This is a genomic window from Mycobacterium sp. 94-17, from assembly GCF_035617725.1.
GTDB lineage: Bacteria > Actinomycetota > Actinomycetes > Mycobacteriales > Mycobacteriaceae > Mycobacterium.
The window spans coordinates 110154-135880 of record NZ_JAPIYN010000004.1 but is presented as its reverse complement, the minus strand read 5'-3'; the positions used below and the strand labels follow the sequence as shown (position 1 = coordinate 135880).

Below are 25727 nucleotides of genomic sequence, written 5' to 3'. Positions count from 1 at the left end.
GGCTTCGCCGCGCTTGCGATCATGAGCGTGAGACGGTGATGACCCGCTGCGCCCGGCTTCGCCGCGCTTGCGATCATGAGCGTGAGACGGTGATGACCCGCTGCGCCCGGCTTCGCCGCGCTTGCGATCATCACTAGATGCCCGAACTGCCCGAGGTCGAGGTGGTGCGCCGCGGCTTGCACGCTCATGTCGTCGGCAAGACGATCACCGCCGTCCGGGTGCATCACCCGCGCGCGGTGCGCCGTCACGAAGCGGGGCCCGCGGACCTCACCGCCCGGTTGCTGAATGCGCGGATCACCGGCACCGACCGTCGCGGCAAGTACCTGTGGCTCACCCTGGACACCGACACGGAACCCGTTGGGCGGGAACCGGATACGGCTTTGGTGGTCCACCTCGGCATGAGCGGGCAGATGCTGCTGGGCGAGGTGCCGCGCGCCGACCACGTCCGGATCTCCGCGCTGCTCGACGACGGCACCGTGCTGAGCTTCGCCGACCAGCGCACCTTCGGCGGGTGGATGCTCGCCGACCTGGTGGAGGTGGACGGCAGCGTGGTGCCGGCGCCCGTCGCGCACCTCGCGCGCGACCCGCTGGACCCGCGGTTCGATCCCGACGCGGTGGTAAAGGTGTTGCGGCGCAAGCATTCCGAGCTGAAGCGGCAGCTTCTCGATCAGCAGGTGGTGTCCGGCATCGGCAACATCTACGCCGACGAGGCGCTGTGGCGGGCCGGGCTGAACGGCGCGCGGATCGCCGACACGCTGAGCCGCAAGCAATTGACCGCCGTGCTGGAGGCGGCCGCCGAGGTGATGCGCGACGCCCTGGCGCAGGGCGGCACCTCGTTCGATTCCCTCTATGTCAACGTCAACGGCCAATCCGGCTACTTCGACCGATCGCTGCACGCTTACGGCCGCGAGGGCCAAGGCTGCCACCGCTGCGGCGCAGTGCTGCGCCGGGAGAAGTTCATGAACCGGTCGTCGTTCTACTGCCCGCGCTGCCAGCCGCCGCCGCGGCGGTGATCACCCTGGCTCCCAGCGCCCATCCGGCCCGTCGAGGATCTCGCGGCGCACCTTCCCGGTGGGACGCGCCGGTTCGACGAACCACTCACGGCTGAACAGCAGGCCGAACACTTGGGGCGGCAGCCGGCGCAGGACCGCGAACATGCGCGCCGCCTGACCGGTGCTGCCGATCTGCGAGCGATGGGCGGCCAACGCATCCCGCTTCTGGCGCGCGAAGCGAAAGACGTTGACCCGATGGGTGATGGTCGCCCGCGGGGCGTACGCGGTGCGGATGACGTCGGGCTCGTAGGGCGGCGGCAGGTGCAGTAGCCGGGCGACATCGGCGGTGCGACGCAGCAGTTCGCGTGGCATCGTCACCTCGAGAACGCGTGGCGTCGCGGCGAGTTCGGCGGCGCGCTTGCCGACATGGTGCACCTGCACGTGATCGCGGTGGCCGTAGCCGCCGTTGTGCTGGTAGCTGAGCAGCAGGTCGGCGCGTTCCTCGCGAAGTATCGCCGCCAGCCGCTGCGCGGCCTCGTCGACTGGCGCCCGGGCGAACCTGACCCGCTCGGGTGGATCCGGGTAGAACACCGGGCCGTGGCCACTGTCGGCGTAGCCGAGGCACTCCACCCGGTGAGCCCCGAGAATGCTTGTGCTGGAATGCAATTCGTCCAGACGGGTGTGGTCTTCGTCGTCGCTGATGCGCCCGTCGGTCGCCGTGACGACGACCACCCGGTGCCCGGCCGCGGCGGCCTTCGCCAGAGTGCCGCCGGTGAGGATCACCTCGTCGTCCGGGTGGGCGTGGAATGCGACGACGGTGGCCATGAAACGCAGTATGCCCAACCGGTAGAAATGGGGCATGACCGAACTGTGGGTCGAACGCACCGCAACGCGCCGGTATACCGGATACAGCTCTCGTGGCGCCCAGGTCCTGGTGGGCTCCGAGGACGTCGAGGGCGTCTTCACGCCGGGCGAGCTGCTCAAGATCGCGCTCGCCGCGTGCAGCGGGATGTCCAGCGACCAGCCGCTGGCCCGCCGGCTCGGTGACGACTACAAGGCGGTGATCACGGTTTCCGGTGTCGCCGACCGAGAACAGGAGCGCTATCCGCTGCTCGAGGAGACGCTGGAGATCGATCTGTCCGCGCTGTCCGGGGACGAGAGGGAACGCCTGCTGGTGGTCGTCGGCCGGGCCATTGACCAGGTGTGCACCGTCGGGCGCACGCTCAAGTCCGGTACCACGGTCAATTTCGAGATCAGCGATGTCGGATCCTGACGTCCGGCTCACCGCCTGGGTGCACGGCCAGGTCCAGGGGGTCGGTTTCCGGTGGTGGACGCGCTGCCGGGCGCTGGAGCTGGGCCTCACCGGGTACGCGGCCAACCAGGCCGACGGCCGGGTCCAGGTGGTGGCCCAGGGTCCGCGGGCGGCCGGCGAGCGGCTGCTGCAGCTGCTGGAAGGGGGCACCGCGTGGCCGGCGCGACCCGGACACGTGGACAAGGTGGTGGCCGACTGGTCGCAGGCGCGGGAGCGGTTCGAGGGTTTCGTCGAGCGTTGACGGTGGGCTTGATCCCTTTTGCGTCCCCTCGGCGTCCCTTTTGCGTCACATCAGCCACATCAGTCAGCCCAGCACCGTCTAGAAGTCGTATGGAGCTGTCCCAAACGCGCTAGCGTCGGCGCCAGCGCGTTTCGAGTGGCCACTATGGTCGTCTCCCCGTGGCTGATGTGACCACTGTGACCAGTGCGCCGACCGCTCGGAACTCGGTCGTGTTTCGGCCGAGGCGACACCCCTCGGTGCGGCCGTCCGGGGCGATTTGAGCGGTAGTCTGGCTCGCCGTGTACCTCAAGAGTCTGACGCTGAAGGGCTTCAAGTCCTTCGCCTCGCCGACGACTCTGCGCTTCGAACCGGGCATCACCGCCGTCGTCGGGCCCAACGGATCGGGCAAGTCCAACGTGGTCGACGCGCTCGCCTGGGTAATGGGGGAGCAGGGCGCGAAAACCCTGCGCGGCGGGAAGATGGAGGACGTCATCTTCGCCGGGACCTCGTCGCGGGCCCCGCTGGGGCGCGCCGAAGTCACCGTCACCATCGACAACTCCGACAACGCGCTGCCCATCGAGTACGCCGAGGTGTCCATTACCCGGCGGATGTTCCGCGACGGCGCCAGCGAATACGAAATCAACGGCAGCAGTTGCCGTTTGATGGATGTTCAAGAACTGCTGAGCGACTCCGGGATCGGCCGCGAGATGCACGTGATCGTCGGGCAGGGCAAGCTCGACGCGATCCTGCAATCGCGGCCCGAGGACCGTCGCTCGTTCATCGAAGAAGCCGCAGGCGTGCTCAAGCACCGCAAGCGCAAGGAAAAAGCCCTCCGCAAGCTCGACGCGATGGCGGCGAACCTGGCCCGGCTCACCGACCTGACCACCGAGCTGCGCCGTCAGCTCAAACCTCTCGGCCGGCAGGCCGAGGTGGCCCGTCGCGCCCAGACCATCCAGGCCGACCTGCGTGACGCCCGGCTGCGGCTGGCCGCCGACGACATGGTCAACCGGCAGAGCGAGCGCGAGGCCATCTACGAGGCAGAGGCCGCCATGCGCCGCGACCACGACCAGGCCGCCGCGCGGCTGGCCCTGGCGTCCGACGAGCTGACCGCGCACGAAAGGGCCGTCGGCGAACTGTCGGGCCGGGCCGAGTCGGTCCAGCACACCTGGTTCGCGCTGTCCGCCCTGGCAGAACGAGTCGCGGCGACGGTGCGCATCGCCAACGAGCGGGCGCAACACCTCGACGTGCAGCCGGTCGCCACCGGCGACACCGACCCCGACGCGCTGGACGCCGAGGCCGAGCAGGTCGCCGTCGCCGAGCGCCAGCTGCTCGCCGAGCTGGCCGACGCGCGCATCCGGCTGGATGGCGCCCGGGGCGAGTTGGCCGAGCGCGAGCGCGAAGCCGCCGAGGCCGACCGCGCCCACATGGCGGCGGTGCGCGCGGAGGCCGATCGTCGAGAAGGCCTGGCGCGCCTGGCCGGTCAGGTAGAGACGATGCGGGCGCGCGTCGAGTCGATCGACGACAGCGTGGCCCGGCTGTCCGAGCGCATCGAACAGGCCGCCGCGCGCGCCCAGCAGGCCAAGGTGGAATTCGAGACCGTCCAGGCCCGGGTCGGCGAACTCGACCAGGGTGAGGTGGGCCTCGACGAGCATCACGAGCGCACCGTCGCCGCGTTGCGGCTGGCCGACGCGCGGGTGGGCGAGCTGCAGTCCGCCGAGCGGGACGCCGAACGCCAGGTGGCGTCGCTGCGGGCCCGCATCGACGCGCTCGCGATCGGGCTGGAGCGCAAGGACGGCGCGGCGTGGCTCGCCCAAAATCACAGCGGCACAGGACTTTTGGGACCCATGGCCAAGCTGGTCAAGGTTCGTTCCGGCTACGAGGCGGCGCTGGCCGCGGTGCTGGGATCGGCGGCCGACGCGCTGGCCGCTGAAAGCTTCGGCGCGGCCCGCTCCGCGGTCGCGGCGCTCAAGCAGGCCGACGGCGGCCGCGCCGCGCTGGTGCTGGGGGACTGGCCGGCCGGTCAGCCGGCGCCGCGGCCCGCCCCGGTCGGTGCGCGGTGGGCGCTCGACATGATCGAGGCGCCGGCGCGGCTGCGCGGCGCGATCACGGCGATGCTCTCGGGCGTCGCGGTGGTCGACGACCTGGACCAGGCCCTGGCGCTGGTGGCGGCTCACCCCGACCTGCGCGCCGTCACGCTCGACGGTGACCTGGTGGGCGCGGGCCGGGTGAGCGGCGGCTCGGACCGCAAGCTGTCCACCCTCGAGGTGACCTCGGAAATCGACCGGGCCGGCGACGAGCTGGCCGCCGCGGAGGCCCGGGTGGCCCAGCTGAGCGCCGCGCTGTCCGGCGCGCTGGCCGAACAGGCGGCCCGTCAGGACTCGGCCGAGCAGGCGCTGGCCGCGCTCAACGAGTCCGACAGCGAGATCTCGGGGATGTACGAGCAGCTGGGCCGGCTCGGTCAGGATGCCCGGACGTCGGAAGACGAATGGAGCAGGCTGCTGCGGCAGCGCGAGGAGCTCGAGGCGGGCCGGACCCAGACCGTCGGCGAAGTCACCGAACTGGAAACCCGGCTGCGCAACGCCCAGCAGACCCAGCTCGCGCCGGCGGAAGAACCCGTCAACCGTCAGCAGATCGCCGCTGCCACCGAGGCCGCCCGCAGCGTCGAGGTCGAGGCCCGGCTGGCGGTGCGGACCGCCGAAGAGCGCGCGAATGCGGTTCGCGGGCGGGCGGATTCGTTGCACCGCGCGGCGGCGGCCGAACGCGAATCCCGGCTGCGTGCCCAGCAGGCGCGGGAGGCACGCCTGCGCGCCGCGGCGGTGGCGGCGGCGGTGGCCGACTCCGGGCGGTTGCTAGCCCAGCGGTTGAACGGGGTCGTCGACGCGGCCTCCAGGATCCGCGACGCCCTGGCCGCCGAGCGTCAGCAGCGTGCGACCGCGATGGCCACGGTGCGCGAGGAGGTGAACGCGCTGAGCGCCCGGGTGGCCACCCTGACCGACTCGCTGCACCGCGACGAGGTGGCCAACGCGCAGGCGGCGATGCGGATCGAGCAGCTCGAGCAGATGGTGCTCGAGCAGTTCGGCATGGCGCCGGCCGACCTGATCGCCGAGTACGGCCCGGACAACCAGCTGCCGCCCTCCGACTTGGAGATGGCCGAATACGAGCAGGCCAAGGAGCGCGGCGAACAGGTCTTCGCGCCCGCGCCCATCCCCTACGACCGGCCCACCCAGGAGCGCCGGGCCAAGCGGGCCGAGCGTGAGCTGGCCGAACTGGGCAGGGTCAACCCCCTGGCGCTGGAAGAGTTCGCCGCCCTCGAAGAGCGGTACAACTTCTTGTCCACCCAGCTCGAGGACGTCAAGGCCGCCCGCAAGGACCTGCTCGGCGTGGTCGACGAGGTCGACGCCCGCATCCTGCAGGTGTTCAGCGAGGCCTACACCGACGTCGAACGCGAGTTCTCCGATGTCTTCGCCGTGCTGTTCCCCGGCGGTGAGGGTCGGCTGCGGCTGACTAATCCCGACGACATGCTCACCACCGGCATCGAGGTCGAGGCCCGCCCGCCGGGCAAGAAGGTCACCCGCCTCTCGCTGCTGTCCGGTGGCGAGAAGGCGCTGACGGCGGTGGCGATGCTGGTGGCGATCTTCCGGGCCCGCCCGTCGCCGTTCTACATCATGGACGAGGTGGAGGCGGCCCTCGACGACACCAACCTGCGGCGGCTGATCTCGCTGTTCGAGCTGTTGCGTGCGCGATCCCAGCTCATCATCATCACGCACCAGAAGGCGACCATGGAGGTCGCGGACGCGCTGTACGGCGTGACCATGCAGGGCGACGGCATCACCGCCGTCATCTCCCAGCGGATGCGTGGCCAGCAGGTGGAGCAGCTGGTCAGCAGTTCGTCCTAGCGTCGTCTCGGCGCCCGAAGGTAGTGGCTGCCGGGCGGCCGCGCGGCCCCTGAAACAATGTGGGCGTGTCACAAGGTATTTGGATTGCCATCGCGGTCGTCATAGCCGTTCTGGTCGTCATCACCGCGCTGGTCCTGGGCCTGCGGCGGTATCGGCGGCGTCGCATCAGCTTTTCGACCCGGCCCGAACCGGGGGCGATCGACCGTTCCGGCGGCTACACGGCGTCCTCGGGCATCACTTTCAGCCAGACCGCACCCACCGTTGAGCGGGCCGATCGCCTGGACACCACCGGGCTGCCCTCGGTCGGCGACGACGCGGCCATCCCGCGCGAGGCGCCGCGGCGCACCATCTCCGACGTCGAGCTGCCCGAACCCGCACCCCAGCCGGAACCGGAGGCCCCCGCGCCGGAAGCCCCCGCACCGCAGCCGCCCGCGCCAGACACCCCGGCAGCCCCCGAGTTCGAGGCGATCGCCCCCACCGAGGGCCGCCTGGAGCGGCTGCGCGGCAGGCTGGCCAGGTCACAACACGCGCTCGGCCGCAGCGTGCTGGGGCTGATCGGCGGCGGCGACCTGGACGAGGACGCCTGGCAGGACGTCGAGGACATCCTGCTGGTCGCGGACCTGGGCCCGGTGGTCGCCGATTCGGTGATCTCCCAGCTGCGCAGCCGGCTGGCCGGCAGCGACGTGCGCACCGAGGCCGACGCCAAGGCCGTGCTGCGCGACGTGCTGATCACGGAGCTACAGCCCGGCATGGAGCGGTCGATCCGGGCGCTGCCACACGCCGACCATCCCTCGGTGCTGCTGGTCGTCGGCGTGAACGGCACCGGAAAAACCACCACCGTCGGCAAGTTGGCCCGGGTCCTGGTCGCCGACGGCCGGCGCGTCGTCCTGGGTGCCGCCGACACGTTCCGCGCCGCCGCCGCCGATCAGCTGCAGACCTGGGCGTCGCGCGTCGGCGCGGAGGTGGTCCGCGGGCCGGAAGGCGCCGACCCGGCATCGGTGGCGTTCGACGCCGTCGACAAGGGCATCGCCGCGGGCGCCGACGTCGTGCTCATCGACACCGCGGGACGGCTGCACACCAAGGTCGGGCTGATGGACGAGCTCGACAAAGTTAAGCGGGTCGTAACGCGGCGCGCCGCGGTCGACGAGGTATTGCTGGTGCTCGACGCCACCATCGGGCAAAACGGGCTGGCCCAGGCCCGGGTGTTCGCCGAGGTGGTTGAGATCACCGGCGCGGTACTCACCAAGCTGGACGGAACGGCCAAGGGCGGCATCGTCTTTCGGGTTCAGCAGGAACTCGGCGTGCCGGTCAAGCTGGTTGGGCTGGGGGAAGGCCCCGACGACCTCGCGCCGTTCGAGCCGGCCGCTTTCGTCGACGCGCTGCTCGGTTGACATTTCGTAGCCGTCGAGCGGGACGTTAATCCCGCTGAAACACCGCCGCACCATTGCCGAAACAACAATCTCGCAATGTTCTGGAACAGGCCATCGGACGCGTGTTCGGTCGGCCAGTTGTGGGTCGACCGGAGGAGATTGCGAGTGACATACCCGATACTGGGACAGCCCAATACCGGCGATACCGCCTGGATGTTGGCCAGTTCCGCGCTGGTGCTGTTGATGACGCCGGGTCTGGCGTTTTTCTACGGCGGCATGGTGCGCGCCCGAAGCGTGCTGAACATGCTCATGATGAGCATCAGCGCGATGGGCGTCGTCACCGTGTTGTGGGTGCTCTACGGCTATTCGGTCGCCTTCGGCGACGACGTCGGAAACTTCATGGGCAAGCCGACGTCCTACTGGGGCCTCAAAGGGCTCATCGGGGTCAACTCGGTGGCCGCCGATCCGAGCAAAGGCCTTGCGGCAACGGACATCCCGCTGGCGGGGACGCTGCCCGCCACCGTGTTCGTGGCGTTCCAGCTGATGTTCGCGATCATCACCGTCGCCCTGATCTCGGGCGCGGTGTCCGACCGGCTGAAATTCGGAGCGTGGCTGGTGTTCGCGGGGCTGTGGGCGACGTTCGTCTACTTCCCGGTCGCCCACTGGGTTTTCGCGTTCGACGGGTTCGCCTCCGAGAAGGGCGGCTGGATCGCCAACAAGCTGCACGCGATCGACTTCGCGGGCGGTACCGCGGTCCACATCAATTCCGGTGTGGCGGGCCTGATGCTGGCGATCGTGCTGGGTAAGCGGCGCGGTTGGCCCACCACGTTGTTCCGGCCGCACAACCTGCCGTTCGTCATGCTCGGTGCCGGACTGCTGTGGTTCGGCTGGTACGGCTTCAACGCCGGATCGGCCACCAGCTCCAACGGTGTCGCCGGGTCGACCTTCATGACCACCACGGTCGCGACGGCCACCGCGATGCTGGGCTGGATGCTCACCGAACGCATCCGCGACGGCAAGGCGACGACGCTGGGCGCCGCGTCCGGCATCGTTGCGGGCCTGGTCGCCATCACGCCGTCCTGCTCGTCGGTCAACGTGGTGGGCGCGCTGGCGGTGGGCCTGATCGCCGGCGTGTTGTGCGCGCTGGCGGTCGGCCTGAAATTCAAGCTGGGCTTCGACGACTCGCTCGACGTGGTCGGGGTGCACCTGGTCGGCGGTCTGGCCGGGACGTTGCTGGTCGGGCTGCTCGCCGCGCCGGAGAGCCCGGCCATCAACGGCGTCACCGGCGTGTCCAAGGGACTGCTCTACGGCGGCGGCTGGGACCAGCTGGAGCGGCAGGCAATCGGCGCGTTCAGTGTCCTCATCTACTCTGGGGTGGTTACCCTGATCCTGGCGTTGATCCTGAAGTACACCATCGGACTTCGTCTCAACCCGGAGGCGGAAGCCTCGGGTATCGACGAGGCCGAGCACGCCGAGAGTGGTTACGATTTCGCCGTGGCTACCGGTTCGGTTCTGCCGCCCCGGGTCGCCGTGGCGGATACGCGCAACGGCCTGGAGGAAGAGCGAGTGGGCGACAAAGTGGAGGCAGAGTAGTCATGAAGCTGATCACCGCGATCGTAAAGCCGTTCACGCTCGATGACGTGAAGACCAGTCTCGAGGACGCCGGCGTCCTGGGGATGACGGTCAGCGAAATTCAGGGTTATGGACGGCAGAAGGGCCACACCGAGGTCTACCGGGGCGCCGAATACTCGGTCGACTTCGTGCCCAAGGTACGCATCGAGGTCGTTGTCGACGACTCGATCGTCGACAAGGTCGTGGACAGCATCGTCCGGGCGGCGCGCACCGGCAAGATCGGTGACGGCAAAGTGTGGGTGAGCCCCGTGGAAACCATTGTGCGGGTGCGCACCGGCGAGCGCGGAACCGATGCGCTATGACATCCGCTGTCAACTGCTGATTCGACCCGGGCGGGCCGGGAGGGCATGACCCTGAACGACCCCGACTCGTCCGGGCACCCGGCGGGGACGGAAAACGCTTGCGGGGCAGCCGATCTGGCTGCCTCGCGGCGCCAATTGCTGTCCGATGGCAGCAAGCTGCATGCCGCCGAACTGCGGCACGCCTGGCTGGATCTGCACGAATCCTGGTTGATGGCGATGGCGGCCGGGATCGGGATCGCCGACGACAGCGGCTTCGCGATCGTCGGGATCGGCGGGCTGGGCCGCCACGAGCTGTTGCCGTATTCGGACCTTGACCTGATGTTGTTGCACGACAACAAGTCCGACGACGTACTGGGCAAGGTCGCCGACAGGCTGTGGTATCCGCTGTGGGACGCCAACGTTCGGCTCGACCACAGCGTGCGGACCGTTTCCGGGGCCCTCGGTGTCGCGAATGCCGACATGATCGCGGCGCTGGGCATGCTGGACGCGCGCCACATCGCCGGCGACGCCAGGCTGTCCGACGAGTTGATCGCCGGTGCACGACGCCAGTGGCGCAGCGCAATTCGTTCCCGCATGAACGAACTGGTCGAAATGACGCAGGCCCGGTGGGACCGGTGCGGCCGGATCGCGCAGCGCGCCGAGCCGGACCTGAAGTCGGGCTGCGGCGGCCTGCGCGACGTGCAATTGCTCGACGCGCTGGGTGTTGCCCAGCTGATCGACCGCCACGGCATGGCGCGTCCGGAATCGCCCGGCGGTTCCCTCGACGACGCCCACCTGACGCTGCTCGACGTGCGCACCGAGCTGCACCGGGTGTCGGGGCGCGGACGCGATCAGCTGCAGGCCCAGTACGCCGACGAGATCAGTGCGGCCCTGCATATCGGGGACCGATTTGACTTGGCGCGCAAGCTGTCCGACGCCGGACGCACCATCGCCTATCACGCCGAGACGGGAATCCGGACCGCCGAGAACGCGTTGCCGCGCCGCGGGGTGGCGGCCCTGGTGCGGCGCCCCAAGCGCCGCCCGCTGGACGAGGGCGTCGTCGAATATGCCGGAGAGATCGTGCTGGCCCGCGACGCGCGCCCCGATTCCGACGTTGGTCTGGTGTTGCGGGTGGCCGCCGCATCGGCCGATACCGGGCTGCCGATCGGCGCCGCCACGCTGAGCAGGCTGGCCGCCGGCGCGCCGGAGATGCCGGTGCCGTGGCCGCGAGAGGCGTTGGACGACTTGCTCGTCGTGCTGTCCGCCGGGCCGACCACGGTGGCCACGATCGAGGCGCTCGACCGCACCGGGCTGTGGGGCAGGCTGCTGCCAGAATGGGACGCCATCCGCGACCTGCCGCCCCGCGACGTCGCGCACAAATGGACGGTGGACCGCCACGTCATCCAGACGGCCGTCAACGCCGCCCCACTGGCGACCCGGGTGGCCCGGCCCGACCTGCTCGCGCTCGGCGCCCTGCTGCACGACATCGGCAAGGGTCGCGGCGTCGACCACAGCGTGCTCGGGGCGGGCCTGGCGCTCGAGATCGCCCCCAGGCTGGGCCTCCCGCAGGCCGAGGCCGAGCTGCTCGCGCAGCTGGTGCGCCACCACCTGCTGCTACCCGTGGTGGCCACCCGCAGCGACCTCAATGACCTCAAAACCATTGAGCGCGTGGTGAATGCGCTGAATGGCGACGCGCTGTTGCTCGAGGTGCTGCACGCGCTGACCGAGGCGGACTCGAAGGCCACCGGGCCCGGGGTGTGGAGCGACTGGAAGGCGTCGCTGATCGAGAACCTGGTCCGCCGCTGCCGGCTGGTGATGGCGGGGGAGCCGCTGCCTGAGGCGGAACCCGCTGCGCCGCAGTATCTTTCGCTCGCCGCCAACGGCGGGGTGCAGGTGGACATCAAGCCCTGCGGCGGCGAGCGCCTGGACGTGGTGATGGCCGCCCCGGACCAGCGGGGCCTGGTCTCGAAGGCCGCCGCGGTGCTGGCGCTGAACTCGCTGCGCATTCATTCGGCGTCGGCCGGCGCCGCCGAGGGATTCGCGATCGTCGAATTCGTGGTGTCTCCGCTGTTCGGTTCGCCGCCGGAAGCCGGCCTGCTGCGCCAGCAGTTCACCGGTGCGCTGGCCGGAGACGTCGACGTGCTGGGCACCCTGGAAAAGCGTGACAGCGACGCCGTCGGCGCGGTGACCGGCCGGGCCGGCGAGGTCCAGGTCGGGGTGCCCGTCACGCGGTCGACCGCGCCGCCGCGCATCCTGTGGGTCGACTCGGCCTCGCCCGGCCAGTTGATCGTCGAGGTCCGCGCCATGGACCGACTCGGGTTGCTCGCCCAGCTGACCCGCGCGCTGGAGCGCGCGGGCGCCGACCTCGTCTGGGCGAAGGTCAACACCTTCGGGTCGACGGCGGCGGACGTCTTCTGCGTGACCCTGCCGGCCGAACCCGCCGAGGCGGCCGCGGCGGCGGCCGGCGACGGGCACGGTGCGCGCGACGGCGTCGAGCAGAGCCTGCTGGCCGTGCTGGGCGGGCCCGCGGTAGAGGTGCTCGAGGAACCCGTCGGCGATTAGGCGGCAAAGTGCGCGGCGGTCACGAATGCTCTGCGTTGAGCTGCCGCACCGCCTCGATGCGCGCCCGCAGCTGTTCGCGGCTCGCCGCGGCGATCGGGGGGCCGCCGCAGCGGCGGCGCAGTTCGCTGTGGATCCAGCCGTGCGGCTTGCCGATGCGGTGATGGGCGATCGAGACCAGCGTGTTCAGCTCGCGGCGCAGCTCCCGAAGCTGCCCGTGCACCGTGGCCGGCGGGGCCTCGACCGCGGGCAGCGGCCCGCCTGCGTCGTGCCGTTGCGCCCGCTTCTGCAGCTGCTCGTCCTGGCGCTGGTGCAGCAGCGCACGCATCTGCTCGGCATCGAGCAGCCCCGGGATGCCGAGGTAGTCCGCCTCCTCGTCGCTGCCGGCCGCGGCGGCGGTGCCGAACGACGACCCGTCGAAGATGAGCTGATCGAGTTCCGCGTCGGCCCCCAGCGCGACGAACCCCTTGTCGAGGTCTCCCTTCTCGTCCTGCGTCTTGGTGGCCGGATCGCCGTCGAGCGGGTCGCCCTCGGAGGGGCGGTGCGGCTCGCCCAGCACGTGGTTGCGCTGCGCTTCCAGCTCGCTGGCCAGCTGCAGCAGGTTCGGCACCGACGGCACGAAGATGCTCGCGATTTCGCCCGCGCGGCGTGACCGCACGAACCGGCCGACGGCCTGCGCGAAGAACAGCGGTGTCGAGGCGCTGGTGGCGTAGATCCCGACCGACAGCCGCGGCACGTCGACGCCCTCGGACACCATGCGCACCGCGACCAGCCAGCGGCTGGTGCCCGCGGCGAACTCGCTGATCCGCGCCGACGACCCGGGGTCGTCGGAGAGCACCAGCGTCGGCGCCTCCCCGGTCAGCTTCGTCAGCAAGGCGGCATACGCGCGCGCCGCGGTCTGGTCCGAGGCGATGATCATGCCGCCGGCGTCCGGGACGTGCGCGCGCAGCTGGCGCAGCCGCAGATCCGCGGCGGTGATCACCGCGGGCATCCATTCGCCGGCCGGGTCCAGCGCCGTGCGCCACGCCCGCGCGGTCTGCTCGGCCGACAGCGGCTCGCCGAGGCGGGCCGCGTGTTCCTCCCCGGCGCTGTCGCGCCACCGCGCCTCCCCGGAGTAGGCCAAGAACACCACCGGCCGGACCACGCCGTCGACGAGGGCGTCGGTGTACCCGTAGCTGTGGTCGGCCCGCGAACGCCGGATGCCGTCGGGACCGGGCTCGTAGGTCACGAAAGGGATGGGGCTGTCGTCGCTGCGGAATGGCGTCCCCGTCAGCGCGAGCCGGCGCGTGGCGTCGCCGAAGGCCTCGCGGATGGCATCGCCCCATGCCTTGGCGTCGCCGCCGTGGTGTATCTCGTCGAAGACGACCAGGGTCTTGCGTTGCTCGGTGCGCACCCGGTGCAGCGTCGGATGAGCGGCGACCTGCGCGTAGGTGACCATCACGCCGTGGTACTCCGGCGCGATGCGTGCGTTGCCGTTGGAGAACCTCGGGTCCAGGGCCAGGCCGTAGCGCTGCGCGGCCTGCGCCCACTGCACCTTCAGGTGTTCGGTGGGCACCACGACGGTGACGTGCTCGACGGCCCGCTGGCCGAGCAACTCGGCCGCCACCCGCAGAGCGAAGGTGGTCTTTCCCGAGCCCGGGGTGGCTACCGCGAGGAAATCGCGCGGCCGCCGGGCGAGGTAGCGCACCAGCGCCCTGCGCTGCCAGCCACGTAGCGCGCCGGTGTCGCCGGAATCGTCGGCCCGCGCCTGGATGCTGCCGAGCGGCATCGACACAGGCCCCCCGTTCGTTACTCGCCCACGCGTTGACTGGATTGAGTCGCGGCTGTGAAATCTAGCACGCCAACGCTTTTCGGCGCAGTAGCTACCGTGTCGGGTTCACCGTGTCGCGGGTCTGCAGCCATTCGTGGATGCGTCCGGCAACGTCGGGCCAGCCCGGCTCGAGCATCATGTTGTGGCCCATGGAGAAGAAAACCGGCTCGGTTCGGTAGGCGCGTGCGGTGTTGCGCACCTCGCGGACGCTGACGAAGCCGTCGTATTCGGCGCCCAGCACCAGGATCGGCGTCGTCACCCGCTTGGTTCTGACGCGGCGGACGATCGGGTCGGTCATTGCCGCGCGAACACTTTCGGCTCCGGCGCGCTGCCGGCAGGATTCGACAACGGCCTCGGGGGTTTCGGCGCAGAACAGGTACTCGCGGGCCAGTGCCGGGGTGGCGAGGAACCTCAGCAGGGTGGGATCACGCCACGATTCCACCGTCATCGACGGCCGTCGGCGCCACACCCGCAACGCCAGGGTGAGCACGCCCTGCGGGGGCACGGAGCCCACCAGCACCGCGGCCGGGGCGCTTCGATCCTCGAGGTAGCGCTGGATCACGAAGCCGCCCAGCGAATGGCCGACGAGCACGGGGGAGCCGCCCAGATCGTCGGCGACCGACCGGACGTCGTCGATGTAGTCGGCGATGGACACCTTCGGCAGCGGCGTGTCGGTGGGGCTGGAGCCGTGTCCGCGCAGGCTCATCGCGACCGCCCGGTAGCCGGCGTCGGCGAAGAAGTCCAGGAAGTGCTCCCAGCACCAGGCGCCGTGCCAGCCGCCGTGCACGAAGAGCAGCGGCACCGGATGCGCTGTGCTGCAGGACCCCTTGTCGACCACCTCGAGCATGGGTCTAACCTTTGCCGATCGCCGAGCGTCACGCCAGGGTGGCGATGGGCGTCGACGGTTACGCCAGCGTGACGCTCGCGACGAACCGTTAGGCTGGCGGGCGTGTTTGAATCGCTGTCCGACCGATTGACCGGTGCCCTCGCGGGACTGCGTGGCAAGGGTCGACTGACCGACGCTGATATCGAGGCCACCACCCGCGAGATCCGGCTGGCGCTGCTGGAAGCTGACGTGTCGCTGCCCGTCGTGCGCGCCTTCGTCACCCGGATCAAGGACCGCGCCAAGGGCGCCGAGGTCTCCGGTGCCCTCAACCCGGCGCAGCAGGTCGTCAAGATCGTCAACGAAGAACTCATCGGCATCCTGGGCGGACAGACCCGCCAGCTGGCGTTCGCCAAGACACCGCCCACGGTCGTGATGCTCGCCGGCCTGCAGGGTTCGGGTAAGACGTCGCTGGCCGGCAAGCTGGCCGCGTGGCTGCGCGGCCAGGGGCATACGCCGCTGCTGGTGGCCTGCGACCTGCAGCGCCCCGCGGCGGTGAACCAGCTGCAGGTCGTCGGCGAGCGCGCCGGTGTGCCCGTGTTCGCGCCGCACCCCGGTGAGTCACCCGGATCGGGGCCCGGCGACCCGGTCGCGGTCGCGGCGGCGGGACTCGCCGAGGCGCGGGCCAAGCACTTCGACGTCGTCATCGTCGACACCGCGGGCCGGCTGGGCATCGACGACGAGCTGATGGCGCAGGCCGCGGCGATCCGCGACGCGGTCAATCCCGACGAAGTCCTGTTCGTGCTCGACGCGATGATCGGTCAGGACGCGGTCACCACGGCAGAGGCCTTCCGTGAGGGCGTCGGCTTCACCGGTGTGGTGCTGACCAAGCTCGACGGTGACGCCCGCGGGGGCGCGGCGCTCTCGGTCCGCGAGGTCACCGGCGTCCCAATCCTTTTCGCCTCCACCGGCGAGAAGCTGGAGGACTTCGACGTCTTCCACCCGGACCGGATGTCCAGCCGCATCCTGGGCATGGGCGACGTGCTGAGCCTGATCGAGCAGGCCGAGCAGGTCTTCGACGCCGAACAGGCCGAGGCGGCCGCCGTCAAGATCGGTAGCGGCGAGCTCACCCTCGAGGACTTCCTGGAACAGATGCTGGCCATCCGCAAGATGGGCCCGATCGGCAATCTGCTGGGCATGCTGCCCGGCGCCGGGCAGATGAAAGACGCGCTGGCTCAGGTCGACGACCGTCAGCTCGACCGGCTGCAGGCCATCATTCGCGGCATGACGCCTGCCGAACGCGCCGACCCGAAGATCATCAACGCGTCGCGGCGGCTGCGCATCGCCAACGGCTCGGGCGTCACGGTGTCCGAGGTCAACCAGCTGGTGGACCGCTTCTTCGAGGCCCGCAAGATGATGTCGTCGATGCTCGGCGGCATGGGCATCCCCGGCCTGGGCCGCAAGTCGGCCACGCGAAAGTCCAAGGGGGCGAAGGGCAAGGCGGGCAAGAAGGGCAAGAAGCGCGGTCCGACGCCGCCGAAGGCACGCAACCCGCTGGGCGCTGGGATGCCGGGTATGCCGGGTATGCCGGCCGGATTCCCCGACCTGTCACAGATGCCCGAGGGCCTCAACGAGCTGCCCCCCGGGCTGGCCGACTTCGACCTGTCCAAGCTGAAGTTCCCGGGCAAGTCGTGACGATCGCGAGCGCGGCGGAGCCGGGCGAAGCGGGTCGTCACCATGGGGTCGTGACGATCGCGAGCGCGGCGGAGCCGGGCGAAGCGGGTCGTCACCATTGGGCCGGAAGCAGGTAGCCGCGCGGTGCGCAGGCACGTGCGGGGTGTGGGCCTGCCCGACGAGACCGAACTCGAGCTGTGGATCGTCGACGGCCAGATCAGCTCCGAACCCGTCGCCGGCGCCGACACGGTCTTCGACGGCGGCTGGATCGTGCCCGGGCTGGTCGACGCCCACTGCCACATCGGCCTCGGTGAACACGGCGAGATCCCGCTGGATGACGCGGTCGCGCAGGCCGAGATCGAACGCGATGTGGGCGCTCTGCTGTTGCGGGACTGCGGGTCGCCCACCGACACCCGCAGCCTCGACGACCGCGACGACCTGCCCCGGATCATCCGTGCCGGAAAGCATCTGGCCCGGCCCAAGCGGTATGCGGCGGGCTTCTCGCGGGAGCTGGACGACGAATGGCAGCTGCCGGCCGCGGTGGCCGAGGAGGCCAGGCGCGGCGACGGCTGGATCAAGCTGGTGGGCGACTGGATCGATCGCAGCGTCGGCGACCTGGCCCCGCTCTGGTCCGACGACGTGCTCGCGGCCGCGATCGAGACCGCGCACGCGCACGGCGCCCGGGTCACCGCGCACGTCTTTAGCGAGGACGCGCTGCCCGGGCTGATCCGCGCCGGGATCGACTGCATCGAGCACGGCACCGGGCTCACCGACCACGCCATCGAGCTGATGGTCGAACACGGGACCGTCCTGGTCCCGACGCTGGTCAACATCGTCGAGAACTTCCCCGGGATCGCGCACGCCGCCGAGAAGTATCCCATGTACGCCGCTCACATGCGTGACCTGCACGCGCGCGGCCCGTCCCGGATCGCCGCGGCCCGCGAGGCGGGCGTGCCGATCTATGCGGGCAGCGACGCCGGGACCATGGTCGCGCCGGGGCGCATCGCCGACGAGGTCGAGGCGCTCAAGAGCATCGGGATGAGCCCGACCGAGGCGCTGGGCGCGGGGTGCTGGGACGCGCGGCGCTGGCTCGGCCGGCCGGGCCTCGAGCACGGTGCCCCGGCGGACCTGCTGTGCTACGCGCGGGATCCGCGCTCGGGCGCCGGGGTGCTGAACAGTCCCGACCTGATCATGCTGCGCGGCCACATTTTTCGTTCGCCGGCCTGACCGACGGCCCGGTGGCGCGCCGAAGGTTCCGAGACTCGCCGCGAAAAAGATTGCGAGTACTTGCTATCTATGTTAGCGTTCCGGCAGCCGGGCGACATGCGACCGGACAACATGGAGGAAACCATGGCCTACGACGTGATCATTCGCGACGGATTGTGGTTCGACGGCACCGGCAGCGCGCCCCTGACGCGCACGCTGGGCATCCGCGACGGCGTCGTGGCCACGGTCACCACCGCACCGCTCGACGAGGCCGGTTGCCCCGAGGTGATCGACGCCGCAGGCAAATGGGTCGTGCCCGGCTTTCTGGACGTGCACACGCACTATGACGCCGAGGTGCTGCTGGATCCGGGGCTGCGCGAGTCGGTGCGGCACGGCGTCACCACGGTGCTGCTCGGCAACTGCTCGCTGTCGACGGTCTACGCCGACTCCCAGGACGCCGCCGACCTGTTCAGCCGGGTGGAGGCGGTGCCGCGCGAATACGTCTTCGGTGCGCTGGATTCGCACCGCACGTGGTCGTCGGCCGCCGACTACGTCGCGGCGATCGACGCCCTGCCGCTGGGGCCCAATATCGGTTCACTGCTTGGCCATTCGGACCTGCGGACCGCGGTGCTCGGGCTGGAGCGGGCCACCGACGCCGCGGTGCGCCCCACCGACGGCGAGCTGGAGAAGATGGCGGATCTGCTGGACCAGGCTCTCGACGCCGGCCTGCTCGGCATGTCCGGGATGGACGCGGCCATCGACAAACTCGACGGCGAACGGTTCCGTTCGCGCGCCTTGCCGTCCACCTTCGCGACATGGCGGGAGCGCCGCAGGCTGATCAAGGTCCTGCGCAAACACGGCCGGATTCTGCAGAGCGCCCCCAACGTGGCGAAGCCGTCCACCGGCATACTCTTCTTTTTAGCCAGCAGCCGAATACTCAACTGGGGCAAAGGCGTTCGGATGAGCATGCTGGTATCCGCCGACTCCAAGTCGATGCCGCTGTCGGTATATGTGTTCGGCCCGGCGACTCGGCTGCTGAACAGGCTGCTCGGCGCCAGCGTGCGATTCCAGCACCTGCCGGTGCCGTTCGAGTTGTACTCCGACGGCATCGACTTGCCGGTCTTCGAGGAGTTCGGCGCGGGAACGGCCGCCCTGCACCTGCGGGACCAGTTGCAGCGCAACGAGTTACTGGCCGACAAGGAATACCGGCGCAAGTTCCGCCGCGAGTTCGACCGCGTCAAGCTCGGGCCGTCGCTGTGGCACCGCGACTTCCACGACGCGGTCATCGTCGAATGCCCGGATAAGTCGTTGATCGGCAAGAGCTTTGGCGCGATCGCCGGCGAACGCAAACTGCACCCGCTCGACGCGTTCCTGGACGTGCTCGTCGAGAACGGCGAACGTAACGTCCGATGGACCACCGTCGTCGCCAACCATCGCCCCAGGCTGCTCGACGCGCTCGCCACCGAAGGCAGCGTGCACATGGGCTTCTCGGACGCCGGGGCGCACCTGCGCAACATGGCCTTCTACAACTTCGCCCTGCGGATGCTCAAGCGCACCCGCGACGCGCACCGCGCCGGCGCGCCCTTCATGTCGATCGAGCACGCGGTGCATCGGCTCACCGGTGAATTGGGGGAGTGGTTCGGCGTGGACGCCGGCACGCTGCGGCGCGGCGACCGCGCCGATTTCGTGGTGATCGACCCCACCGGGCTCGACGACTCGGTCGACGGCTACCACGAGGAGGCGGTGCCGTTCTACGGCGGCCTGCGCCGCATGGTGAACCGCAACGACGACGCCGTGGTCGCCACGGGGGTGGGCGGCGCCGTCGTCTTCCGCTCCGGGGAATTCCGGGACGGCTACGGCCAGACGGTGAAGTCGGGTCGCTACCTGCGGGCGGGGCAGCGGCACGCGGGCCGCAGCGCTCCCATGGTCAGTGCCTGACATGGCCAGGACCCAGCAGCAGCGCCGCGAGGAGACCGTCGGACGCCTCGTCGACGCCTGCATCGCCACCATCATCGAGGTCGGCCACGCCCGGGCGTCGGCCGCGGTGATCACGAGGCGGGCCGGGGTGTCGGTGGGTGCGCTGTTCCGGCACTTCGACACCATGGGCGATTTCATGGCGGCGACGGCGTCCGAGGTGCTGCGCCGGCAGCTGGAGTCCGTCACCAAGCGGGTCGCCGAGATACCGAGCGACCAGCCCGGGCTGGAAGCGGCGCTGGCGATCGTGCGCGACATCACCGGAAGCCCGATCAACGCCGTGATCTACGAACTGACGGTCGCCGCCCGCACCGACGAAAAGCTCAGGGCGACTTTGCAACACGAGTTGGCGCAGTACGCCGAGAAGATCGAGGACGCCGCCCGGGCGCTACCCGGCGCCGACGGTTTCCCCCCGGACACCTTCCCGGTGCTGGTGGCGCTGGTCAGGAACGTTTTCGACGGGGCCGCCGTGGTGGAAGGCGTTCTGCCGCAACCGGAAATCGCGGCCCGGCGGATTCCGGTGCTGATCGAGCTGCTGACCGCGGCGCTGCCGGACGAACGCCCCTAGCGCCGGCGGTTACAGCGAGCCGATGCTGGACTGCGGGCTCTGCGCGAATCCCCAGTCGAACAACGTCGCCGCCTGGTCCCAGTACGTCGGCCCGCCGGGTTTGACCAGCCCGTACATCATGGCGATCACCAGCCGGCGGCCGCCGCGCGACGCCGCCCCGACGAAGGTCTTACGGGCCGCATTGGTGAAGCCGGTCTTGCCGCCGATCGCACCGGGATAACGCTGCAACAGCTCGTCCTGGTTGGTGATCGGGTGTTCGCCGTCATCACCGGGGAACATCGCCGACGGTTCGGCGGTGATCTGCGCGAAGACGGGGTTGGCCATCGCCGCGCGGAAGATGACCGCCAGGTCGTGCGCCGTCGAGGAGCCAGAACCCTCGGGGCCGTCCAGCCCGGACGGCGTCGCCGCGTGGGTGTTGGTGGCGCCGATCGAGGCCGCCTTGGCGTTCATCTTGGCGACTGTGACGTCCGGGCCGCCGAGCATGTGCGCCAGCGTGTTGGCGGCGTCGTTGCCTGAGACCAGCAGCAGGCCGTCCAGGAGCTGGCGGGCCGTGTAGGTGCGGCCCGGTTTGATGCCCACGCAGTTGCATTCCACCTGGGTGTCGGCGACGTCGGCGACGACGGTCGAGTCCAGGCTCACCGAGTCGAGGACCACCTGCGCCAGCAGCGTCTTGATGGTGCTCGCCGGCGGGTGGGGCACATTCTGGTCGCGGCCGGCCAGCACCTGAGCGCTGTCGAGGTCGGCCACGATCCAGGTCTGCGCCGGGCCGTCGGGGATCGGGATCGAGCCGACCGGCTGCATGCTGTCCGCCCACGCGGTGGGCTGGCTGACGGTGGCGCCGACCGCGACCAGAGCCGCGGCCGCGGCCAAGAGCTTCCGCATGGCCGCAAAGTCTAACTTCCGCGCCTTCCGGGGCGGATCTTCAGTACTGTCCGAGGCATGTTGAGCCTGGCCGAGATCTCGGACCGCCTCGAGATCCAGCAGCTTCTGGTCGATTACTCCACCGCCATCGACCAGCGGCGATTCGACGACCTGGACAAGGTGTTCACGCCCGACGCCTACATCGACTACACCGCGCTGGGCGGCATCGAGGGCCACTATCCGGAGGTGAAGAAGTGGCTGGCCGAGGTGCTGCCCAACTTCCCGGTGTACGCGCACATGCTGGGCAACTTCTCGGTGCGAATAGACGGGGACGCCGCGTCGTCGCGGGTGATCTGCTTCAACCCGATGGTGCTGGGCGGTGAGAAGGACCAGGTGCTGTTCTGCGGGCTGTGGTACGACGACGAGTTCGTCCGTACGCCCGACGGCTGGCGCATGACCAGGCGCGTCGAGACGAAGGTCTTTCAGAAAGTGATGTGAGCGCTTGCCCGGTTTGCGCCGAGATTGCATTCGGGGCCGCGACTCGGGCGCGGATGATGAACATCGCGGCAATCTCGGCGGCGATTCCCGCGCGATTTCTGCCGCATCGCCTCGTTCTGGCACAATTGGCGGCTGTCCGTCGCGCGACCCACCCCACGGGTGCTTGCCCGGCGGTCATACACGCGAGGCAAAACCGGATCCGGGCATCAGGCCCCGATCGCTGAATTGCAGCGTGACACACAGGAGAAGTCGCTTAACCATGGCTGTGAAGATCAAGCTCACCCGGCTTGGCAAGATCCGCAATCCCCAGTACCGCATCGCCGTCGCCGACGCACGCAACCGCCGCGACGGCCGCTCCATCGAGGTCATCGGCCGCTACCACCCCAAGGAAGAGCCGAGCCTCATCGAGATCGACTCCGAGCGCGCCCAGTACTGGCTGTCCGTGGGTGCCCAGCCCACCGAGCCCGTCCGCAAGCTGCTGCAGATCACCGGCGACTGGCAGAAGTTCAAGGGCCTGCCGGGCGCCGAGGGCCGGCTGAAGGTCAAGACCGCCAAGCCCAGCAAGCTCGAGCTGTTCAACGCCGCGCTGGCCGAGGCCGATGGCGGACCGACCACCGAGGCTGCGAAGCCGAAGAAGAAGGCCCCGGCCAAGAAGGCTGCCAAGGCTGACGAGAAGGCCGAGGAGAAGGCCACCGAGCCGGAGGCCCCCGCCGCGCAGGCCGAGGCGCCCGCCGAGCCCGCCGCGCAGGCCGAGCCGACCACCGAGAGCTGACCCCCGCGATGAGTACGGTTGTCGTTGACGCTGTTGAACATCTGGTTCGCGGGATTGTCGACAACCCGGACGACGTCCGGGTGGACATGGTGACCAGCCGCCGGGGTCGCACGGTCGAGGTCCACGTCCATCCCGACGACTTGGGCAAGGTGATCGGCCGCGGCGGGCGCACCGCGACCGCGCTGCGCACGCTGGTCGCCGGCATCGGCGGCCGCGGCATCCGCGTCGACGTGGTGGACACCGACCAGTAGCGGGGCGCTGCTCATGGAACTCCGTTGGAGTTGACCGTCGGGCGCGTGGTGAAAGCCCACGGCATCAGCGGCGAGCTGGTGGTGGAGATCCGCACCGACGATCCCGCCGCCCGGTTTTCGCCGGGTAACACGTTGCGCGCCAAGCCGTCTCGTGACGGCGTGGAACGCAGCTGTGTCATCGAGAGTGCGCGCGAGCACGGGGGGCGGTTGCTGGTGCGGGTGGCCGGCGTCACCGACCGTGAGGCAGCCGACGCGATGCGCGGCACCCTGTTCGTCGTCGACTCGGAAAACTTGCCCGACATCGACGAGGCGGACACCTACTACGACCATCAGCTCGAAGGCCTGCGCGTGCGCACCACCGCGGGCGAGCAGATCGGCGTGGTGGCCGAGGTGCTGCACACCGCGGCCGGTGAACTGTTGTCGGTGCGGCGCGAGGCCGGCGAGAAGCGGGAGTTGTTGGTGCCGTTCGTGACTGCGATCGTCACCGCGGTGTCACTCGACGACGGGACCGTCGAGATCGACCCGCCCGAAGGCCTGCTGGACCTGTAGCGGTGATCTTCGAGATGAGAATCGACGTCGTCACGATCTTCCCCGCCTATCTGGATCCGCTGCGGCAATCGTTGCCGGGCAAGGCGATCCAGTCCGGCCTGGTAGACCTGCAAGTGCACGACCTGCGGCGCTGGACGCATGACGTGCACCGTTCGGTGGACGATTCGCCCTACGGCGGTGGCCCGGGGATGGTGATGAAGGCGCCCGTGTGGGGCGAGGCCCTCGACGAAATCGCCTCCGCACAAACGCTTCTGGTGGTGCCCACGCCGGCCGGTCGGTTGTTTACGCAGGCGACGGCCGCCCGCTGGAGCGTTGAAACCCACCTGGTGTTCGCGTGCGGCCGCTACGAGGGTATCGACCAGCGGGTCATCGACGACGCCGCGGGACGGATGCGGGTCGAGGAGGTCTCGATCGGCGACTACGTGCTGCCCGGCGGCGAGTCGGCGGCCCTGGTGATGATCGAGGCCGTGCTGCGCCTGCTCGACGGAGTCCTCGGCAATCCCGCGTCGCACCAAGAGGATTCGCACTCGCCGGCGCTGGACCGGCGCCTGGAGGGGCCCAGCTACACCCGGCCGCCGAGCTGGCGTGGGCTCGATGTCCCCGAGGTGCTGCTGTCGGGTGACCACGCGCGCATCGCGGCGTGGCGCCGGGAGATCTCGCTGCGGCGCACGGGCGAACGTCGTCCCGAATTGCTTGGGCCCGGCGACGATGCGGTCCGCTAGGCGGACCGAGGAGGAGCTGGGTCATCGGGTTGGGCCCGGCGACGATGCGGTCCGCTAAAGCCCGTGATTGGCCGCCTCGACGCGGCCGTCGGGAAAGATCGTCTTGACCGCACGGGTGATGGTGTCGCGGGCGGTGGCGTCATCGGAGGGCTGCAGGGACTGCACCACCATGATGTAGCGGCGGTCGGCCCCGATCACCCCGGTCGACAGATGCATCCAGTCGCTGCCGATGCAGCACATCCAGCCCTGCTTGACCGCGACCGGCTCGGCGTACAGGCCGTCCGGGATGCCGAACCGCTGCGGGTAGCCGTCGAGCCCGGTGGGGGTGGACTGCGCCAGGTCGTTGACGATGATCTTCGCCTGGTCGGCCGGCAGGCCGCCTGACCCGTCCAGCAGCATCTCGTAGTAGCGGATCAGGTCGGTCACCGAGCTCATGGTGTTCCACCACCGACCGTCGCTGGGCGGCGTGGTGGAAGACAGGCCATAGCGGGCGGCCACCTCGGTGATGATGGCGGCTCCGCCGCCCTGACCCCAGAACCGCTCGGCCGCGCCATCGTCGGACGACTCCAGCATGACGTCCAGGGCTTGGCGGTCGTCGGCGCTCAGCGGCGTCTTGCCCTCGCTCTCGTGCAGTAGCAGATCGTCGGCGATGAACAGCTTGGCCACCGACGCGGTGCCGATGACCTGGCCGTTGCCGTTGGCGATCAGCTGGTTGGTGCTGCGGTCGAGGATGGCCACCGACAGGGCGGCGCCGCTGGCGGCGGCCTCATCGGCGGCCTGCTGCACGCGGGCCTGCAGCTGACCGAACCCCGGGCCCGGCAGCGCCTGGGCCGGCTGCGTGGGTGTGGCCGCCTTGAGCAGCAGCGCGGCCGACTGCGGGGCAGCCGTGGTGGGCGGGGTGGAGATGACCCGAACGGGCGCGGTGACCGGCAGGCGGTAGACCTTCGCCTGGACCAGAGCCTCGGAACCGGAGGCAACCACCAACGTCACCGCCGCGGTGGCGGTGAACAGCGTCAGCGGACGTACCCGCATGCGTCTCCTCCGGCATGACTTCGACGTGGTGCTCCACCGGGCCGTCGCACCACCTGCACCGGCCATCCGCCGGTAGCGCGTTCTGACCCCAGTCATATGTACCATTTACCAGCGCGTTTGGCGCGCTCTGAACCGCCGACTCGCTGTGATTTTCGCGGCGCGCGCCCCGTCTGGCACAATTGACCAGTTGTCTCCAGCGGTTGCAGGCCGGTTGAGCCGTTTTCCGCCTGCTGCGAGATAGCCAGAAAGCCCGAAACCATCGGCTCGGCGACCGCCTCACACGTGCGTGTGGGCAGCTGCCGTCGGCCGCGACCTCAAGGAAGTGTCTCGCATGAACCGGCTGGACTTCGTCGATCAGGCGTCGCTGCGCGACGACATCCCGGTGTTCGGCCCGGGTGACACCGTCAACGTGCACGTCAAGGTCATCGAGGGCGCCAAGGAGCGTATCCAGGTGTTCAAGGGCGCGGTGATCCGTCGTCAGGGCGGTGGCATCCGTGAGACCTTCACCGTGCGCAAGGAAAGCTATGGCGTCGGCGTCGAGCGGACCTTCCCGGTGCACTCGCCCAACATCGACCACATCGAGGTGGTGACCCGCGGTGACGTCCGCCGCGCGAAGCTGTACTACCTGCGTGAACTGCGCGGCAAGAAGGCCAAGATCAAGGAGAAGCGCTGAGCCGGGACGCCTTGGCGGCGCTGCTGATTCGTCCGATCGTGTCCGGGTGCTC

23 protein-coding genes and 1 pseudogene are annotated in these 25727 nt (G+C 69.9%); 19 read left to right on the top strand and 5 right to left on the bottom strand.

The genetic code is table 11. From position 1 onward, the window contains the following. Window positions 1-137: 137 nt before the first annotated feature. A complete protein-coding gene (gene mutM, locus OQ789_RS06915; RefSeq protein ID WP_324684455.1) occupies window positions 138-1013 on the top strand; it encodes a DNA-formamidopyrimidine glycosylase in 876 nt (291 codons plus the stop codon). Here the strand turns inward: mutM and OQ789_RS06910 are convergent, their stop codons facing one another. Beyond that, on the bottom strand, window positions 1014-1817 hold the full coding sequence (locus OQ789_RS06910) for a PIG-L deacetylase family protein (RefSeq protein WP_324684673.1): 804 nt from the start codon (window positions 1815-1817) through the stop codon (window positions 1014-1016). It lies immediately after the preceding gene. Between the two features lie 34 nt (window positions 1818-1851). Here OQ789_RS06910 and OQ789_RS06905 point away from each other — a divergent pair, with 34 nt between their 5' ends. The 7 genes from OQ789_RS06905 to OQ789_RS06875 all read left to right on the top strand — a co-directional run bounded on the left by OQ789_RS06905 (window position 1852) and on the right by OQ789_RS06875 (window position 12265). After that, a complete protein-coding gene (locus OQ789_RS06905; RefSeq protein ID WP_324684454.1) occupies window positions 1852-2265 on the top strand; it encodes an OsmC family protein in 414 nt (137 codons plus the stop codon). Continuing rightward, the gene (locus tag OQ789_RS06900; RefSeq protein WP_324684453.1) at window positions 2252-2545 is read left to right on the top strand and encodes an acylphosphatase; all 294 of its coding nucleotides are present in this window, start codon (window positions 2252-2254) and stop codon (window positions 2543-2545) included. Before OQ789_RS06905 ends, OQ789_RS06900 begins: the two co-directional genes overlap by 14 nt. A gap of 278 nt (window positions 2546-2823) precedes the next feature. Further along, the gene (gene smc, locus OQ789_RS06895) at window positions 2824-6420 is read left to right on the top strand and encodes a chromosome segregation protein SMC (protein WP_324684451.1); all 3597 of its coding nucleotides are present in this window, start codon (window positions 2824-2826) and stop codon (window positions 6418-6420) included. A 65-nt stretch (window positions 6421-6485) separates the two neighbouring features. Beyond that, the gene (gene ftsY, locus OQ789_RS06890; RefSeq protein WP_324684449.1) at window positions 6486-7811 is read left to right on the top strand and encodes a signal recognition particle-docking protein FtsY; all 1326 of its coding nucleotides are present in this window, start codon (window positions 6486-6488) and stop codon (window positions 7809-7811) included. A gap of 192 nt (window positions 7812-8003) precedes the next feature. Beyond that, window positions 8004-9383: an ammonium transporter gene (locus tag OQ789_RS06885; RefSeq protein WP_324684671.1), complete on the top strand. Its 1380-nt coding sequence runs from the start codon at window positions 8004-8006 to the stop codon at window positions 9381-9383. A gap of 2 nt (window positions 9384-9385) precedes the next feature. After that, on the top strand, window positions 9386-9724 hold the full coding sequence (gene glnB, locus OQ789_RS06880) for a nitrogen regulatory protein P-II (RefSeq protein ID WP_003878721.1): 339 nt from the start codon (window positions 9386-9388) through the stop codon (window positions 9722-9724). Window positions 9725-9769: 45 nt separating this feature from the next. Continuing rightward, the gene (locus OQ789_RS06875; protein ID WP_324684446.1) at window positions 9770-12265 is read left to right on the top strand and encodes a [protein-PII] uridylyltransferase; all 2496 of its coding nucleotides are present in this window, start codon (window positions 9770-9772) and stop codon (window positions 12263-12265) included. A gap of 19 nt (window positions 12266-12284) precedes the next feature. On the opposite strand, the gene OQ789_RS06870 is transcribed toward OQ789_RS06875, so the two are convergent. Together OQ789_RS06870 and OQ789_RS06865 are read right to left on the bottom strand one after the other, a co-directional pair. Then, on the bottom strand, window positions 12285-14030 hold the full coding sequence (locus OQ789_RS06870; protein ID WP_420716063.1) for a DEAD/DEAH box helicase: 1746 nt from the start codon (window positions 14028-14030) through the stop codon (window positions 12285-12287). 94 nt (window positions 14031-14124) lie between these two features. Continuing rightward, entirely contained in the window at window positions 14125-14919 is a 795-nt protein-coding gene (locus OQ789_RS06865) for an alpha/beta hydrolase (RefSeq protein WP_324684443.1), read from the bottom strand. Between the two features lie 102 nt (window positions 14920-15021). Here OQ789_RS06865 and ffh point away from each other — a divergent pair, with 102 nt between their 5' ends. The 5 genes and pseudogenes from ffh to OQ789_RS06840 all read left to right on the top strand — a co-directional run bounded on the left by ffh (window position 15022) and on the right by OQ789_RS06840 (window position 20317). Next, a complete protein-coding gene (ffh, locus tag OQ789_RS06860; protein ID WP_324684441.1) occupies window positions 15022-16590 on the top strand; it encodes a signal recognition particle protein in 1569 nt (522 codons plus the stop codon). Continuing rightward, window positions 16587-16685: pseudogene (locus OQ789_RS06855) on the top strand (hypothetical protein); the annotation flags it as partial. The gene ffh and the pseudogene OQ789_RS06855, both read left to right, overlap by 4 nt. A gap of 28 nt (window positions 16686-16713) precedes the next feature. After that, window positions 16714-17796 carry an amidohydrolase family protein gene (locus tag OQ789_RS06850; RefSeq protein WP_324684440.1) on the top strand — a complete coding sequence of 361 codons (1083 nt, stop codon included), beginning with the start codon at window positions 16714-16716 and terminating at the stop codon, window positions 17794-17796. A 69-nt stretch (window positions 17797-17865) separates the two neighbouring features. Continuing rightward, window positions 17866-19713 (top strand): amidohydrolase family protein, encoded by a 1848-nt coding sequence (locus OQ789_RS06845; RefSeq protein WP_324684439.1) that lies wholly within the window; start codon window positions 17866-17868, stop codon window positions 19711-19713. A gap of 1 nt (window position 19714) precedes the next feature. Then, window positions 19715-20317: a TetR/AcrR family transcriptional regulator gene (locus OQ789_RS06840; RefSeq protein WP_324684438.1), complete on the top strand. Its 603-nt coding sequence runs from the start codon at window positions 19715-19717 to the stop codon at window positions 20315-20317. A gap of 9 nt (window positions 20318-20326) precedes the next feature. On the opposite strand, the gene OQ789_RS06835 is transcribed toward OQ789_RS06840, so the two are convergent. Then, window positions 20327-21199, bottom strand: a complete 873-nt coding sequence (locus OQ789_RS06835) for a D-alanyl-D-alanine carboxypeptidase family protein (protein WP_324684436.1) — start codon at window positions 21197-21199, stop codon at window positions 20327-20329. A gap of 57 nt (window positions 21200-21256) precedes the next feature. Here OQ789_RS06835 and OQ789_RS06830 point away from each other — a divergent pair, with 57 nt between their 5' ends. The 5 genes from OQ789_RS06830 to trmD all read left to right on the top strand — a co-directional run bounded on the left by OQ789_RS06830 (window position 21257) and on the right by trmD (window position 23970). Beyond that, entirely contained in the window at window positions 21257-21676 is a 420-nt protein-coding gene (locus OQ789_RS06830) for a nuclear transport factor 2 family protein (RefSeq protein ID WP_324684435.1), read from the top strand. 259 nt (window positions 21677-21935) lie between these two features. Beyond that, complete coding sequence (rpsP, locus tag OQ789_RS06825) at window positions 21936-22448, top strand: 30S ribosomal protein S16 (protein ID WP_324684434.1); 513 nt, start codon at window positions 21936-21938, stop codon at window positions 22446-22448. Between the two features lie 8 nt (window positions 22449-22456). Beyond that, window positions 22457-22699 carry an RNA-binding protein gene (locus OQ789_RS06820; RefSeq protein ID WP_003878715.1) on the top strand — a complete coding sequence of 81 codons (243 nt, stop codon included), beginning with the start codon at window positions 22457-22459 and terminating at the stop codon, window positions 22697-22699. 24 nt (window positions 22700-22723) lie between these two features. Next, window positions 22724-23248: a ribosome maturation factor RimM gene (gene rimM, locus OQ789_RS06815; protein ID WP_324684432.1), complete on the top strand. Its 525-nt coding sequence runs from the start codon at window positions 22724-22726 to the stop codon at window positions 23246-23248. A 14-nt stretch (window positions 23249-23262) separates the two neighbouring features. Further along, a complete protein-coding gene (trmD, locus tag OQ789_RS06810; RefSeq protein ID WP_324684430.1) occupies window positions 23263-23970 on the top strand; it encodes a tRNA (guanosine(37)-N1)-methyltransferase TrmD in 708 nt (235 codons plus the stop codon). 54 nt (window positions 23971-24024) lie between these two features. Here trmD and OQ789_RS06805 read toward each other — a convergent pair whose 3' ends face one another. Then, window positions 24025-25002, bottom strand: coding sequence for a hypothetical protein (locus OQ789_RS06805; RefSeq protein WP_324684428.1), 978 nt, complete (start codon window positions 25000-25002; stop codon window positions 24025-24027). A gap of 331 nt (window positions 25003-25333) precedes the next feature. On the opposite strand from OQ789_RS06805, the gene rplS reads away from it, so the two are divergent. Next, on the top strand, window positions 25334-25675 hold the full coding sequence (rplS, locus tag OQ789_RS06800; protein ID WP_067212356.1) for a 50S ribosomal protein L19: 342 nt from the start codon (window positions 25334-25336) through the stop codon (window positions 25673-25675). Window positions 25676-25727: the final 52 nt, after the last annotated feature.

What these genes read in the sequence shown, in the direction of transcription:
- OQ789_RS06885 (WP_324684671.1), top strand. Translation starts at nt 8,004, where the DNA reads ATGTTGGCCAGTTCCGCGCTGGTGCTGTTGATGACGCCGGGTCTGGCG.
- OQ789_RS06900 (WP_324684453.1), top strand. Translation starts at nt 2,252, where the DNA reads ATGTCGGATCCTGACGTCCGGCTCACCGCCTGGGTGCACGGCCAGGTC.
- OQ789_RS06830 (WP_324684435.1), top strand. Translation starts at nt 21,257, where the DNA reads ATGTTGAGCCTGGCCGAGATCTCGGACCGCCTCGAGATCCAGCAGCTT.
- OQ789_RS06820 (WP_003878715.1), top strand. Translation starts at nt 22,457, where the DNA reads ATGAGTACGGTTGTCGTTGACGCTGTTGAACATCTGGTTCGCGGGATT.
- rplS (WP_067212356.1), top strand. Translation starts at nt 25,334, where the DNA reads ATGAACCGGCTGGACTTCGTCGATCAGGCGTCGCTGCGCGACGACATC.
- mutM (WP_324684455.1), top strand. Translation starts at nt 138, where the DNA reads ATGCCCGAACTGCCCGAGGTCGAGGTGGTGCGCCGCGGCTTGCACGCT.
- OQ789_RS06875 (WP_324684446.1), top strand. Translation starts at nt 9,770, where the DNA reads ATGACCCTGAACGACCCCGACTCGTCCGGGCACCCGGCGGGGACGGAA.
- rpsP (WP_324684434.1), top strand. Translation starts at nt 21,936, where the DNA reads ATGGCTGTGAAGATCAAGCTCACCCGGCTTGGCAAGATCCGCAATCCC.
- OQ789_RS06870 (WP_420716063.1), bottom strand. Translation starts at nt 14,030, where the DNA reads ATGCCGCTCGGCAGCATCCAGGCGCGGGCCGACGATTCCGGCGACACC.
- OQ789_RS06835 (WP_324684436.1), bottom strand. Translation starts at nt 21,199, where the DNA reads ATGCGGAAGCTCTTGGCCGCGGCCGCGGCTCTGGTCGCGGTCGGCGCC.
- glnB (WP_003878721.1), top strand. Translation starts at nt 9,386, where the DNA reads ATGAAGCTGATCACCGCGATCGTAAAGCCGTTCACGCTCGATGACGTG.
- OQ789_RS06805 (WP_324684428.1), bottom strand. Translation starts at nt 25,002, where the DNA reads ATGCGGGTACGTCCGCTGACGCTGTTCACCGCCACCGCGGCGGTGACG.
- OQ789_RS06845 (WP_324684439.1), top strand. Translation starts at nt 17,866, where the DNA reads ATGTTAGCGTTCCGGCAGCCGGGCGACATGCGACCGGACAACATGGAG.
- OQ789_RS06840 (WP_324684438.1), top strand. Translation starts at nt 19,715, where the DNA reads ATGGCCAGGACCCAGCAGCAGCGCCGCGAGGAGACCGTCGGACGCCTC.
- trmD (WP_324684430.1), top strand. Translation starts at nt 23,263, where the DNA reads ATGAGAATCGACGTCGTCACGATCTTCCCCGCCTATCTGGATCCGCTG.
- OQ789_RS06910 (WP_324684673.1), bottom strand. Translation starts at nt 1,817, where the DNA reads ATGGCCACCGTCGTCGCATTCCACGCCCACCCGGACGACGAGGTGATC.
- OQ789_RS06865 (WP_324684443.1), bottom strand. Translation starts at nt 14,919, where the DNA reads ATGCTCGAGGTGGTCGACAAGGGGTCCTGCAGCACAGCGCATCCGGTG.
- OQ789_RS06905 (WP_324684454.1), top strand. Translation starts at nt 1,852, where the DNA reads ATGACCGAACTGTGGGTCGAACGCACCGCAACGCGCCGGTATACCGGA.